At 70.1% G+C, this 13,198-nt stretch carries 14 protein-coding genes; 7 read left to right on the top strand and 7 right to left on the bottom strand.

The annotated features are described in order from the left end of the window. Positions 1 to 5 precede the first annotated feature (5 nt). From ccoG to ACO06I_RS12375, 6 genes are all read left to right on the top strand, one after another. Positions 6 to 1,514 (top strand): cytochrome c oxidase accessory protein CcoG, encoded by a 1,509-nt coding sequence (ccoG, locus tag ACO06I_RS12400; RefSeq protein ID WP_421932876.1) that lies wholly within the window; start codon positions 6 to 8, stop codon positions 1,512 to 1,514. Then, a complete protein-coding gene (locus ACO06I_RS12395) occupies positions 1,511 to 1,999 on the top strand; it encodes a FixH family protein (protein ID WP_421932875.1) in 489 nt (162 codons plus the stop codon). The genes ccoG and ACO06I_RS12395 overlap by 4 nt, the downstream gene beginning before the upstream one ends. Then, on the top strand, positions 1,990 to 4,161 hold the full coding sequence (locus tag ACO06I_RS12390) for a heavy metal translocating P-type ATPase (RefSeq protein ID WP_421932874.1): 2,172 nt from the start codon (positions 1,990 to 1,992) through the stop codon (positions 4,159 to 4,161). Before ACO06I_RS12395 ends, ACO06I_RS12390 begins: the two co-directional genes overlap by 10 nt. Then, entirely contained in the window at positions 4,158 to 4,322 is a 165-nt protein-coding gene (gene ccoS, locus ACO06I_RS12385; RefSeq protein ID WP_421932873.1) for a cbb3-type cytochrome oxidase assembly protein CcoS, read from the top strand. The genes ACO06I_RS12390 and ccoS overlap by 4 nt, the downstream gene beginning before the upstream one ends. A 67-nt stretch (positions 4,323 to 4,389) precedes the next feature. Continuing rightward, positions 4,390 to 5,787, top strand: coding sequence for an oxygen-independent coproporphyrinogen III oxidase (gene hemN, locus ACO06I_RS12380; RefSeq protein WP_421932872.1), 1,398 nt, complete (start codon positions 4,390 to 4,392; stop codon positions 5,785 to 5,787). After that, positions 5,787 to 6,365 (top strand): NAD(P)H-dependent oxidoreductase, encoded by a 579-nt coding sequence (locus ACO06I_RS12375; protein WP_421932871.1) that lies wholly within the window; start codon positions 5,787 to 5,789, stop codon positions 6,363 to 6,365. The genes hemN and ACO06I_RS12375 overlap by 1 nt, the downstream gene beginning before the upstream one ends. On the opposite strand, the gene ACO06I_RS12370 is transcribed toward ACO06I_RS12375, so the two are convergent. From ACO06I_RS12370 to hemA, 5 genes are all read right to left on the bottom strand, one after another. Continuing rightward, entirely contained in the window at positions 6,362 to 6,868 is a 507-nt protein-coding gene (locus tag ACO06I_RS12370) for a pyridoxamine 5'-phosphate oxidase family protein (protein WP_421932870.1), read from the bottom strand. The genes ACO06I_RS12375 and ACO06I_RS12370 overlap by 4 nt on opposite strands. Positions 6,869 to 6,952: 84 nt before the next feature. Beyond that, positions 6,953 to 7,339, bottom strand: coding sequence for a response regulator transcription factor (locus tag ACO06I_RS12365; RefSeq protein ID WP_421932869.1), 387 nt, complete (start codon positions 7,337 to 7,339; stop codon positions 6,953 to 6,955). A 78-nt stretch (positions 7,340 to 7,417) separates the two neighbouring features. Further along, entirely contained in the window at positions 7,418 to 8,023 is a 606-nt protein-coding gene (gene fixJ, locus ACO06I_RS12360; protein ID WP_421932868.1) for a response regulator FixJ, read from the bottom strand. Beyond that, positions 8,013 to 9,482, bottom strand: coding sequence for a PAS domain S-box protein (locus ACO06I_RS12355; protein WP_421932867.1), 1,470 nt, complete (start codon positions 9,480 to 9,482; stop codon positions 8,013 to 8,015). Before ACO06I_RS12355 ends, fixJ begins: the two co-directional genes overlap by 11 nt. Before the next feature lie 85 nt (positions 9,483 to 9,567). After that, positions 9,568 to 10,797: a 5-aminolevulinate synthase gene (gene hemA, locus ACO06I_RS12350; protein WP_421932866.1), complete on the bottom strand. Its 1,230-nt coding sequence runs from the start codon at positions 10,795 to 10,797 to the stop codon at positions 9,568 to 9,570. 173 nt (positions 10,798 to 10,970) lie between these two features. On the opposite strand from hemA, the gene ACO06I_RS12345 reads away from it, so the two are divergent. Beyond that, positions 10,971 to 11,348 (top strand): Rap1a/Tai family immunity protein, encoded by a 378-nt coding sequence (locus tag ACO06I_RS12345; RefSeq protein ID WP_421932865.1) that lies wholly within the window; start codon positions 10,971 to 10,973, stop codon positions 11,346 to 11,348. A 306-nt stretch (positions 11,349 to 11,654) separates the two neighbouring features. Here ACO06I_RS12345 and ACO06I_RS12340 read toward each other — a convergent pair whose 3' ends face one another. Beyond that, the gene (locus tag ACO06I_RS12340; RefSeq protein WP_421932864.1) at positions 11,655 to 12,479 is read right to left on the bottom strand and encodes a universal stress protein; all 825 of its coding nucleotides are present in this window, start codon (positions 12,477 to 12,479) and stop codon (positions 11,655 to 11,657) included. A 25-nt stretch (positions 12,480 to 12,504) separates the two neighbouring features. Then, complete coding sequence (locus ACO06I_RS12335) at positions 12,505 to 13,173, bottom strand: helix-turn-helix domain-containing protein (protein WP_421932863.1); 669 nt, start codon at positions 13,171 to 13,173, stop codon at positions 12,505 to 12,507. Positions 13,174 to 13,198: the final 25 nt, after the last annotated feature.

The following is a 13,198-nucleotide window of genomic DNA, read 5'->3' as shown; positions in this document are numbered from 1 at the left end:
TACCCATGACCGTCGTCATCGATCGGACCAAGCCCACCCCGCCCCCGCCCGGAGGGGGCTCCGGCCCCATCTCCGCGGCGGCCAAGGCGCGGGCCAAGGGTTTCACCCTGGGCCTCTACAAGCCCCGGACCCCGATCTATCCCAAGCTGGTCCATGGCCAGTGGCGGCGGATCAAGTGGATCCTGCTGATCGTCATGCTGACGATCTACTACGTCACCCCCTGGATCCGGTGGGAGCGCCCCGGCGCCCTTCCGGACCAGGCGGTGCTCGTCGACTTCGCCGGCGGCCGCTTCTACTTCTTCGGGATTCAGCTCTGGCCGCAGGAAGTCTATTTCATCACCGGCCTGCTGGTGATCTCGGCGCTCGCCCTCTTCCTGGTGACCGCCCTGTTCGGCCGCCTCTGGTGCGGCTACGCCTGCCCGCAGACCGTCTGGACCGACCTCTTCATCTATGTGGAGCGCGCCTTCGAGGGCGACCGCAACGCCCGCATGAAGCTGGACGCCGATCCCTGGTCCTTCAACAAGGCCTGGCGCAAGATCGGCAAGCACGCGGTCTGGCTGGCCATCGGCTTCGGCACCGGCGGCGCCTGGATCTTCTACTTCCATGACGCCCCGACCCTGATCCGCCACTTCTGGATCGGCCAGGCGCCGGCTACCGCCTATATCTTCGCCGCCCTGCTGACGGTGACGACCTACGGTTTCGCGGGCTTCATGCGCGAGCAGGTCTGCACCTATCTCTGCCCCTGGCCCCGTATCCAGGGGGCGATGCTGGACGAGCATTCCCTGCAGGTCACCTACCGGCGCGACCGCGGCGAGACCCGCGGCCCCCACAAGAAGGGCGCGACCTGGGAGGGCCGCGGCGACTGCATCGACTGCAACGCCTGCGTGGTGGTCTGCCCCGCCGGCATCGACATCCGCGACGGCTCCCAGTTGGAGTGCATCAACTGCGGCCTGTGCATCGACGCCTGCGATGAGATCATGGAGAAGGTCGGCCGGCCCAAGGGGCTGATCGCCTACGACACCGACGCCGCCGTGGCCGCCCGCGTGGTCCGCCAGACCCCGGTCTATCGCCTGCTGCGTCCGCGGACCGCCTACTATGCCGTGGCGCTCACCCTGGTCAGCGCCCTGATGATCTGGGGCATGACCCACCGCAGCGCCCTGGACGTCCACGTCCTGCGCGACCGCAATCCGATGTTCGTGCGCCTGCATGACGGCGCCATCCGCGACGGCTACACCCTGAAGATCGCCAACCGCGGCTTCCATCCGAAGGACGTGGCGATCGCCTTCACCGGACCGCCGGGCGCCCGCCTGCGCACCCCCGGCGCGGCGACCGACGGCGAGGCCCTGCGGGTCCGCGTCGAACCCAACGAGGTCCGCGCCGTGCGGGTCTTCGTCACCGTCCCGGCCGCCGCCATCGACGCCCCCAACATGCCCGCCGCCTTCGCCCTGCGGGCCGACGGGGACGCCATGACCGTCAAGACCAACTTCCTTTCGGGAGCCGCGAACGCGCGATGAGCCAGACCGCATCCCCCACCGGATTCCAGCTGCGTGGCCTCCACGTCCTGGCCATCATCGTCGGCTTCTTCCTGGTGGTGATCGCCGTGGACACCGGCTTCACCGTCATGGCCATTCGCACCTTCCCCGGAGAGGTCTCTGTGACCCCCTACGAGGACGGCGTCGCCTACAACAAGAAGCTCGCCCAGCTGGCCGCCCAGGATCGCCTCGGCTGGCGCGCCACCGCCCAGTCCGGCGCCGGCGGCGGCGTCACGGTGTCCTTCCGCGACCGCGCGGGGGCCCCGGTCACCGGGCTCGCCGTCCACGCCAAGCTGGAGCGCCCGGCCACCGAGTCTGGCCGCAAGACCGCCAAGTTCGCCGAGACCGCGCCCGGGATCTATGTCGCCCGCGTCGCCGGCCTCACCGGCGCCTGGGACCTCAGCCTGGTGGCCCGCAGCCGCGCCGGCGCCCGCTTCGAGGCCGAGCGGAGGCTGACATGGCGGTGACCTACGACGCGGCGCCCGACTATTCGGCCTTCCTGAAGTCCGACAAGGACGGCGGCGCGACCCTGGACCTGCTGGTGAAGGGCGCGCGCTGCGCCGCCTGCCTGTCGAAGATCGAGACGGCGGTGGCCGCCATGCCCGGCGTCGAGCGCGCCCGCCTCAACCTCACCTCCGGCAAGTTCACCGTCACCTTCGCCGACCGCACCGGCGACCCCGCTCGGGTGATGAGCGTCCTGGAGCGGCTGGGCTATCCCTCCGCCCCCTACGACCCCGGCCTGGCCGCGGCCGCCCACGACAAGGAGGGCCGCCGCCTGGCCCTGGCGCTCGGCGTGGCCGCCTTCGGCGCCGGCAACGCCATGATGTTCTCGGTGCCCCTCTGGGCCGGCCTGTTCGGCCAGGAGCTCGGCGAGTCCACCCGCACCATGATGCAGATCCTCAGCGGTCTGATCGGCGCTCCCTGCGCCCTCTATGCCGGCATGCCCTTCTTCGAGTCCGCGTGGCGGTCCCTGAAGGTCGGCCGCGCCAACATGGACGTGCCGATCTCCCTGGGGGTCCTGCTGACCCTGGGGATCAGCTTCGTCGAGACCTTCCTGCACGGCCGCGACACCTATTTCGACGCCGCCGTCTCCCTCCTCTTCCTGCTGCTGATTGGCCGCTGGATGGACCACAAGCTGCGCAGCCGCGCCCGCAGCGCCGCCGCCGACCTGCTGGCCATGCAGGCGCCCAGCGCCACCGTCCTCGACGCCGGCGGCGCCCAGCACCGCAAGCCCCTCAGCGAGGTCGCCGTCGGCGACCTGATCCTGGTGCGGCCCGGCGAACGCATCCCGGTCGACGCCCATGTGGAGTCCGGCCGCTCCGAGCTCGACAACGCCCTGCTGACCGGGGAGACCCGCCCCATCGCCGTGCGCCCCGGCCAGGTCTGCCGCGCCGGGGGCCTCAATCTGTGGGGGACGCTCACCCTCCAGGCCCTGGCCCGCTCCGACGACTCCGCCGTGGCCGCCATCGCTCGCCTGGTGGACGCCGGCGCCCAGTCGAAATCCCTCTATGTCCGCCTGGCCGACCGCGCCGCGGCCATCTATGTCCCCGTCGTCCACACCGCCGCGGCCCTGACCTTCGTCCTGGGTTGGGGGCTTGGCCTGGGCCCGCGCGAGGCCCTGCTGCGGGCCGTCGCGGTCCTGATCATCACCTGCCCCTGCGCGCTCGGCCTGGCCGTGCCGGCCGTGCAGATCACCGCCTCGGCGCGGCTGTTCCGCAAGGGGGTGCTGGTGAAATCCGGCGCCGCCCTGGAGCGCCTGGCCGAGATCACCCACGTGGTGTTCGACAAGACCGGGGTGCTGACCCTGGGACGGCCGACCCTGGTGGATCCGGTCCCCGCCGCCATCGCCCTGGCCGCGCCCCTGGCGCGGGCCTCGGCCCATCCCCTGGCCCGCGCGCTCGCCGCCGAGGACCCGGGCGAAGCCCTGGCCCAGGACGTGGTGGAGACCCCCGGCCAGGGGGTCGAGGGCCTGATCGGCGGCCGCCGCGCGCGCCTGGGCCGCGCAGCCTTCGTCGGCGTCGCGGAGCCCTCGGCCAACGAGAGCGAGTTCTGGTTCGCCTTCGAGGGCGAGACCAAGATCCGCTTCACCTTCCATGACGCCATCCGCCCCGACGCCCGGGCGGCCATCGAGGATCTGAAGGCCCGGGGCCTGACGGTGGAGATCCTCTCCGGAGACCACGCCGGTCCGGTGGCGGCCGTCGCCCGCGAGCTGGGCGTCGACCAGTGGCGCGCCGGCCTGACCCCCTTCGAGAAGTCCGAGGCCGTCGAGGCCCTGTCCCTGGCGGGCCAGAAGGTGCTGATGGTGGGCGACGGCCTCAACGACGCCGCGGCGCTCTCCAAGGCCCACGCCGCCATGGCGCCGGGCACGGCCCTGGACGGCAGCCAGAACGCCGCCGACCTGGTGTTCTCCGGCGAGGCCCTGGGGGCGGTGGTCACCGCCTTCGACGTCGCCCGCACGGCGCGCCGGCGGGCCCTGGAGAACTTCGGCTTCTCGGCCCTCTACAACCTGATCGCGGCGCCGGCGGCGATGCTGGGCCTGATCAATCCCTTCCTGGCGGCCCTGGCCATGTCGGGCTCCTCCCTGGCGGTCACCCTGAACGCCCTGCGCATGAACCGGGCAGGCCGATGAACATCTTCTTCCTGCTTGCCCCGTTCTCGGTCCTGCTGGCCCTCATCGGCCTGGGCGCCTTCTGGTGGACGGTCCGCAACGGCCAGTATGAGGACCCCGACGGCGACGCCGCCCGCATCCTCATCGACGACCCCGAGGACGCGCCGCTGCCTAGGGTTTGATCCAGGTCAGGGCGCGGGAAGGCTGTTGAGTCTCAATGGTGCGAACACCGTTCCGGAGACCGCCGCCTTGTCGACCCCGCCCTCTGTCCTGCACGCCCCCAAGCCGGTCACCCTGGCGATGGACGAACTGATCGCCAAGTATGACGGTCGCGCCCCGCGCTATACGAGCTATCCCACCGCGGTCCAGTTCTCCCCCGAGGTCGACGCGGCCACCTACCGCCGCTGGCTCGCCGAACTGCCGGCCACCGATCCGGTGTCGCTCTATCTGCACATCCCCTTCTGCGCCCAGCTCTGCTGGTACTGCGGCTGCAACACCCGGGCGGTGAACCGCCACGAGCCGGTGCGCGACTACGTCAATCACCTGGTCACCGAGATGGACCTGCTGGAGCAGGCCCTGCCGCACCGGCTGGCGGCCAACGCCATCCACCTGGGCGGTGGCACCCCCAACATGCTGTCGCCGGAGGAGATGACCGCCATCTTCGGCCGGCTGCGCCAGATCTTCGACCTGACCGCCGACGCCGAGGTGGCCGCCGAGCTCGATCCAGGCGTCCTGACCCGCGACTGGGTGCAGGCCGCGGCTTCCCACGGCCTGTCGCGGGCGAGCCTGGGGGTGCAGAACCTGACGCCCGCCGTCCAGACCGCCGTGAACCGCGAGGTCAGCTTCGAACAGATCGCCGCCTGCGTCGGCTGGCTGCGGGAGGCCGGGGTCGGCTCCATCAACCTGGACCTGATGTACGGCCTGCCCAAGCAGACCACGGTCAACACGCTGAGCACGGTGGACAAGATCCTCACCCTGCGGCCCGAGCGCCTGGCCCTGTTCGGCTACGCCCACGTGCCCTGGATGAAGACCCACCAGCAGCTCATCGACGAGGCCGCCCTGCCGGGCGCCGCCGAGCGCCTGGACCAGAGCGAGGCGGCCGCCGAGCACCTGATGGCGGCGGGCTATGTCCGTATCGGCCTGGACCACTTCGCCCTGCCCACCGACGACCTGGCCCGCGCCCAGACCGAGCGCCGCCTGCGCCGCAACTTCCAGGGCTACACCACCGACAGCGCCCAGACCCTGCTGGGCCTCGGCGCCTCGGCCATCGGCAGTCTGCCTCAGGGCCTGGTGCAGAACGTCGCCCAGGAACTGGGCTGGCGCGCGGCCATCGCCGCCGGCGATCTGCCTATCGCCCGCGGTGTCCCGATCACCCCGGAGGACCGGTTCCGCGGCGAGATCATCGAGCGGCTGATGTGCGACCTGCAGGTGGACCTCGGCGCGGTCTGCGCCCGCCACGGCCGCGTCCTGGCCGACCTCAACGATGAACTCGCCGAGCTGACCGACTTCGCCGACGACGGCATGGTGGTGATGCAGGGTGACCGCCTGATCGTCACCGACCTTGGCCGCCTGGTGGTGAGGACCGTCTGCGCGGTCTTCGACACCTATTTCGCTCCTGAAGCCGGGCGTCACGCCAAGGCGCTTTGATGCCCCGCAAGATCGTCGTCATCAACGGTCACCCCGATCCCGCCGGCACGCGGTTCGCCGCGGCCCTGGCCGACGCCTATGTCCGCGGCGCCAGCGAGGCGGGCCACATGATCCGCCGGATCGACGTGGGCGCCCTCGATTTCCCGATGATTCATTCGAAGCAGGACTTCGAGGACAGCCCGCCGCCGGCGGTGATCGCCAGCGCTCAGACCGCCATCGCCTGGGCCGACCATGTGGTGATCATCTTCCCGCTGTGGCTGGGGGGCGCCCCGGCCCTGCTGAAGGCCTTCCTGGAACAGGTGTTCCGCTACGGCTTCGCCCTGCGCAAGGACGGCGGCGGCATGGGCGGCCTGCTGAAGGGACGCTCGGCCCGAATGATCGTCACCATGGGCATGCCGGCCCCCATTTTCCGCTGGGTGTTCGACGCCGCCGGCCTGCGGGCCCTGGAGCGCGGCATCCTCTGGATTTCCGGGGTCAGCCCGATCCGGCACTCGATCCTGGGGGATGTCGAGGGCAAGCCCGCCCGTCGCGAGGCCTGGCTTCGCGCCATCGGCCGTCTCGGCGCGGCCGCGGCCTAGAGTCTCTCCACGCGCCAGTCCTCGACGATCCGGACCAGGTCCCGCCGGCCGGGCGGGTCGGCGTAGTCGGTCAGGGCCACGATCTCCGGATCGGCCTGCAGCACCGCCACGGAGGCCGACAGGGGGTGGGGCGAGAAGGCCTTCTCCTCGGCCCGCGCCCAGATGAGCTTGTTGATCTGCTCGATCCGGTGGGGCGCGGTCACCTCATGGACCCGGGCCGACATCGACAGGCCGCGGGCTCCCGATGAACCGCCGCCGATCGCCAGGGACACCCGCGGGTCGCGGGCGATGTTGGCGAACTTCTGGCTGTCGCGCGCCACCACGAAGCAAAGGGCGCGGCCCTCCCGCAGATAGTTGACCAGGGTCGCCTGGGGCCAGCCGTCGCTGCGGTTGGTGGCCACGCTCATCAGGTGGTTCTCATCCAGCACCTCAATGATGCGCCGCTGCAGCTCGGCCTCCGGTGTGGGGGCGGGATCGGGGGTCGGGTCACCTTTTGGGCGCACGGCGAAATCTCCCTTGCAGTCGAGGCCATCTGGCGCGGGGCCGGGACGGGGCGCCTTGATGGGAGTCAACTCGGCCGTGGGGGATTAGTTCAGGTTCCCCGCCTGCCGCTTCAGCGCCGCGTCGATCTCCGCGAGCAGGGCGTCCCCCAGCAGCGGCTTCTCGACGATCACCGCCCCCAGGGCCGCGGCGGTGTCGCGGACGCTTTGGCGGGGGTGACTGGTGATCAGCAGGGCCGGCATGTCGATGGCGCGCGAGCGAAGTTCGGCCAGGCAGTCGAGGCCGGTGAGGCCCCCCATGTTCTGATCGAGCACCAGGCAGGCCGGGGCCGCTGGGAGGGTGTAGTTGAGAAGGTCCTCGCCGCTGCCCAGGGCGGTCACCACGAAACCGTCCAGTTCCAGGGTGAAGGTCAGGGCGGTGCGCAGGGCGATGTCGTCGTCCACGAGAATGATGGTGGGCGGGGGGTTCGACACGCAGTCCAGTCTCCACTCTAAGCTGGAGACCCTAGCGGCAGTCGGGACGTGCGTATTTGATGCAGCGCAATCCAGGGCTTAGGCGAACCCGGCCAGCAGGGCCATGCGGATCAGTTCCGACAGGCTGGCGGCGCCGGTCTTGGTCATGACATTGGCGCGATAGACCTCGACGGTGCGGGGGCTGATCCCCAGCTCGAAGGCGATGACCTTGTTGGCCTTGCCCTCGACGACGCCGCGCAGGACCTCGGTCTCCCGGGGCGACAGCTGGGCCAGCAGTTCGCGGAACGGTTCGGCGAGCACGGCGCCGGCCCCCGGGGCGGTCTCCGACAGGGCCACCTTGATGGCGTTCAGCAGGGCCTCGTCATTGAAGGGCTTTTCGAGGAAGTCGGTGACTCCGGCCTTCATGGCCTCCACCGCCAGGGGCACGTCGCCGTGGCCGGTGATCATCACGATCGGCAGGTTCACCTGCATCGCCTTGAGCTGGCGGGTCATCTCCAGCCCGTTCATGCCCGGCATCCGCACGTCGCTGACGATGCAGCCGCCCGACAGGCCCGCGGCGCTCTCCAGGAACTGCTCGGCCGAGTCGTAGGTGCGGGTGTCGAACCCCGCGCTCTCCAGCAGGAAGCTCAGGGAATCGCGGATCGCCTCGTCGTCGTCGATGATGTGGACGCAATCAACCGGCAACAGAAAGCTCCTCCTCGGGAACCGCGCGCAGGGTGAAGGAAAACACCGTACCGCCCTTCGGGCCCGGCTCGGCCCAGATACGGCCGCCGTGAGCTTCGATGATCGTGCGCGAAATGGAAAGTCCGACGCCCATACCCTGACTCTTGCTGGTGACGAAGGGCTGGAACAGGCGCTGGACGATCTGCGGATCGATGCCCGGGCCGGTGTCGGCGACGGTGATGGTGACCATGTCGTCGGGGCCCGGAACGGAGGCCACGGTCAGTTCGCGCACGGGGCTCTCGTACATGGCCTCGATGGCGTTGCGCAGCAGGTTCAGCAACACCTGCTGCACCTGCACCTTGTCGGCCAGCACCATCCGGGGTTCGGGAGCCAGGTCGAAGCGCAGGCGCACCCCGTATTCCTTGGCGCCGATCATCGCCAGGGCCCCGGCCTCCTCGATCAGCTGGGGCAGGGGCTCGATGCGGCGCTCGGTCTCGCCCTTGGAGACGAAGTCGCGCAGCCGCCGGATGATCTCGCCGGCCCGCAGGGCCTGCTCGCCGGCCTGGACGAGGGCGTTGCGCACCTTGGCGGTGTCCGGGGCGGGTTGATCCATGATGCGGATCGAACCCTTCACATAGTTGGCGATCGCCGAGAGCGGCTGGTTCAGTTCGTGGGCCAGGGCCGAGGCCATCTCCCCCAGGGCCGTCAGCCGCGAGACATGGACCAGCTCGGCCTGGAGATCCTGCAGGCGGCGCTCGGTGGCCTGGGTTTCGGAGAGGTCGCGGACGAAGCCGGTGAAATAGCGTTCGGCCTGGGACTGCATCTCCCCGACCGCCAGCTCCATGGGGAAGGTCGAGCCGTCCTTGCGCTCGCCCACCACCACCCGGCCGATGCCGATGATCCGCCGCTCGCCGGTGCGGCGATAGCGGTCGAGATAGCTGTCATGGGCGTCCCGATAGGGCTGGGGCATCAGCATGCTGACATTGCGGCCGATGACCTCGGCCGCCTTCCAGCCGAACAGCCGCTCAGCCGTGGCGCTGAAGGACTGCATCACCCCCTGTTCGTCGATCACCACCATGGCGTCGGGCACGGTGGCCAGGATGGACTGCAGGTGGTCCTCGCGCTGGGCCAGGTGAAGCACCGCGTCGGCGGCGGCGCGCGACTGTCGCTGCAGGCGGAAGCCGCCATAGGCGATGGCCGGCGCCAGGGCCACGAACAGCACGGCCTCGGCCAGCTCGGCCGGGTCGTTGAACAGGTGTGTGTCGCTGACGGCCACGGCGCCGCCCAGGCTCAGGGCGGCGGCCAGCAGGGCCGGCCAGGGCCCCCCCACAGCGGCGGCGAACAGCACGGCTGGGGCGAAGATCAGCAGAATCGGCCGGCCTTCGAAGACCGGGCCGAGGGCCACTCGCGCGCCCAGGGCCAGGGCCACGCCCAGGATGGAGAGGCCATAGCCGCGCCAGGCCGCGATCGTTGGGCTCACCGGCGGATGCGGAGACGGCGACATGCTGATGGGCTAGGATCGATTGCGATCCGGCACAAGACCGAAGATTGTCGCCGCGGCCGCCTCAGGCGGCGTAGCCACCCATCCGCCGGACGTTGCAGCTGTCCCACAGCATCTCGAGCGTCCTGGCCAGGTCGTCCATCATGGCGTCGGTGTGGGCCGGGGACGGCGTGAAGCGCAGCCGCTCGGTCCCGCGGGGCACGGTGGGGTAGTTGATGGGCTGGACATAGACGCCGTGCTCTTCGAGCAGGATGTCGCTGATCATCTTGCAGTGGTGGGGGTCGCCCACCAGCACCGGGACGATGTGGCTCTCCGAGGGCATGACCGGCAGGCCGGCCTTGGTGAGCTTGGCCTTCAGGGCCGCGGCGCGCTCCTGGTGGGCCACGCGGACCTCGTTGTGATCCTTCAGGTAGCGGATCGAGGCCACGGCGCCGGCGGCGAGCGCCGGCGGGATCGAGGTGGTGAAGATGAAGCCGTCGGCGAAGGAGCGGATGGCGTCGACGATCACCGCGTCGGCGGCGATGTAGCCGCCCATCACCCCGAAGCCCTTGGCGAGCGTGCCCTCGATGATGTCGATCTGGTCCATGACGCCGTCGCGCTCGGCCACGCCGGCCCCGCGGGGACCGTACATGCCCACCGCATGGACCTCGTCCAGATAGGTCATGGCGTTGTACTTCTTGGCCAGCGCCACCATCGCCCGCATGTCGGTGATGTCGCCGTCCATGGAATAGACGCTCTCGAAGGCGATCAGCTTGGGGGTCTGCGGCGGGACCTGCGCCAGCAGCTCTTCCAGATGGGCCAGGTCGTTGTGGCGGAACACCCGGCGCTGCTCGCGCTTGCCGGCCCGGATGCCGGAGATCATCGAGTTGTGGTTCAGCTCGTCGGAGAACATCACCAGACCCGGCAGGATCTTGTAGAGGGTCGACAGCGAAGCCTCGTTGGACACATAGCCCGAGGTGAACAGCAGGGCGGCTTCCTTGCCGTGCAGGTCGGCCAACTCGGCCTCCAGCTCGACATGATAGTGCGTCGTGCCCGAGATATTGCGGGTGCCGCCCGAGCCCGCCCCGGCCTCGTCGATGGCCTGGTGCATGGCGTCCAGCACCACCGGGTTCTGGCCCTGGCCCAGATAGTCGTTGGAACACCAGACCACGACCTCCGAAGAGGTCCCGTCCTCACGCGTCCAGGTCGCCTTCGGGAACTGACCGCGATGACGCTTCAGGTCGGCGAAGACCCGATAACGTCCCTCGGCATGAATCTGCTCGAGAGCGGTGCGAAACGCGGCCTTGTAATCCATCGACTGAAACTCACGCGATCCGGGGCCGTCATCGCCCCTCCAGTCTCGTAAACCCGTCGCGGGGCGGCGGACCTTGATGTAGGTCAACCCCCCGCTGCGCTTGATCCAACGCAAGGCGGCGGACCCGCGATGGGCGAGGGTCGAGGCCCGGCGTCCCGCCCGGTGGAGACGACATGATCTGGCTCCTGGCCCTCTCCATCGTGACGGCTGTCCCGCCGCCGCCGCCCGGCGTGCCCGGCTACATGAACGGCGGCCAGTTCGTCGCCCTCTGCATGGCCCAGGGCCCCGACGCCGAGGTCAGCAGCGTGCTCTGCCTGGGCTATCTGGTGGGCTCGGTGGATCAGCTCCTGGCCCGCGAGGCGCGGCGCTCGCCCGACCGCCGCACCATCTGCCTGCCCGCGGGCGCCACGGCCGAACAGGTGCGCGAGGCGGTGATGACCCAGTTGGTGGCCCACCCCGAGGCCCAGGTCCACGCCGCCGCCGAATTGATCGGCCTGTCCCTGGAGGCGGAGTTTCCCTGCCCGGGGCCGGGAGAGAGGCCCAAGCCCTGAAGGTGAAGCTTGATCTCCGTCAAGGCGGGGCTGGGCGGGATTTCCGATCCTGAACCCAGCACTTCCGGAGCATAGAGAAAGAATGCCTTTTCACCTGACCCCCTACCTCACCATGGTCATCGTCGGCTTCGTCAGTTTCATGGTGGTCCTCGCCTACGGGCGGATCGCCACCCGCTCGGAGGACCGCAAGACCCGCGACTGATCCCGCCTCATCCGCCCACACGAACGCCCGCCTCCAAGACCTGGACGGCGGGCGTTCTCATCAGGGGGCGAGCCCGGCCGGCGGGGCCCCTGGCGGTGAAAGATCTAGTGGCTGAAGAGGACGAAGCGCTCGGGGCGGCGCAGGAAGTCGCGGGTCACGCCCCCCAGCACCCATTCCTGCAGCCGGCTGTGGCCATAGGCGCCCGAGACGATGAGGTCGGCGCCGATCGCCTCGGCCTCGATGTTCAGTTCGACCCCGGCGCGGGCGGCCTCGGCGACCTTGACCCGCGGGCGGGCGGTGACGCCATGGCCCTGCAGGTGGCGGGCCACCTCCAGGGTGCGCTGCTCGGCGTCATAGACGCCCTCGGCGTCGCAGACCTCCATCACCACCACCTCCTCGGCGCGCTTGAGGAAGGGCAGGGCGTCGGCGGTCGCGCGGCGGGCCTCGCGGCTATCCTTCCAGGCCACCAGGACGCGCTCGGCGCGCAGGTCCACGGCGCCGGGAGGGGCCACCAGGACGGGGCGGCCGCTCTGCAGGATGAGCTCGGCGGCGTCGGCGGTGCGCAGGGGGGCGGTGTCGTCCAGAGGCGCGCAGCCGGCCACGATCAGATCGGCGCGGCGCGCGGTGCGCGACAGCGCCGGGGCGGGGGCCTCGCTGAGCGCCAGCCATTCGTGGCGTGCGGCGCCGGCGTGGCTGCGGAACAGGGCCTCGGCCGTGGCCAGGTCCTTGTCCACCTGCTCACGGGCCAGGGCCACCCATTCGGCGGCGACCATCCCATAGGGATCGCTCAGACCCATCCAGTCGACCATCTCGACGCCCACCCCGAGCAGGCTGGCGTCGAACTTGCGGGCGATCTGCGCCGCGAGCGTCAGGCGCTCGGCGGCTTGGGGGTTGGATTCGGCGTGGACCAGGACGGTGGTGTAGGTCATCGGGTCGTCCCTCACGCCGGAAGTGTCAGGCGGCCATGCGGGCCAGGGCTCCGCGGTTGTTGACGCGGAAGCGGCGAGCGCCGGTGAACTCCACCACCAGGGCGCTCTGCAACTGGGTCAGCATACGTGAGACGGTCTCGATGGTCAGGCCCAGATAGTCGGCCATGTCCTGGCGGCCCATGGGCAGGGTGACGGCTTCGGCGCTGCGGCGGTCGGCCAGCTCCATCAGGAAGCTCGCCACCTTTTCCGAGGCGGTCTTGCGGCCCAGTAACAGCAGATGATCCTGGGTGCGGCTCAGTTCGCGATTGGTTTCGGCCCAGACCAGCCGCTGGAAGGCGTCCTCGCCGACCGCCGAGCGCAGGGCCGAGGCCTTCAGCACCAGGACCACGCAGTCGCTCAGCGCCTCGGCCGAGAAGCGGTGCAGGCCGTTGGTCTCAACCCCGAAGGTCTCCTCGGCGTAGTAGAAGCCGCCGATCTGACGCCGGCCGTCGCTCATCAGGCGCGAGGTGCGCACCGCGCCGCTGACGACCCGATAGATGAAATCGGCCTCTTCGTCCTGGCCGTAGATTTCCTCGTCCTTGGCGAAGGTCATCCGCACGCCCATCCGCGCCATGATGTCGTTGGCGGCGGTGTTGGCCGGCGCGGCGAAGGCGTTGGCGACTTGGACTTCGTTGAGCAGATGGGCCTGGGTCATCGACAAGTTCCCTCGGGTTGATGAG

The sequence above is a fragment of the Phenylobacterium sp. genome (assembly GCF_965229015.1).
Taxonomy (GTDB): domain Bacteria; phylum Pseudomonadota; class Alphaproteobacteria; order Caulobacterales; family Caulobacteraceae; genus Phenylobacterium.
Note: the sequence above shows the minus strand (reverse complement) of the source record. Positions and strands in the feature narration are given on the sequence as shown.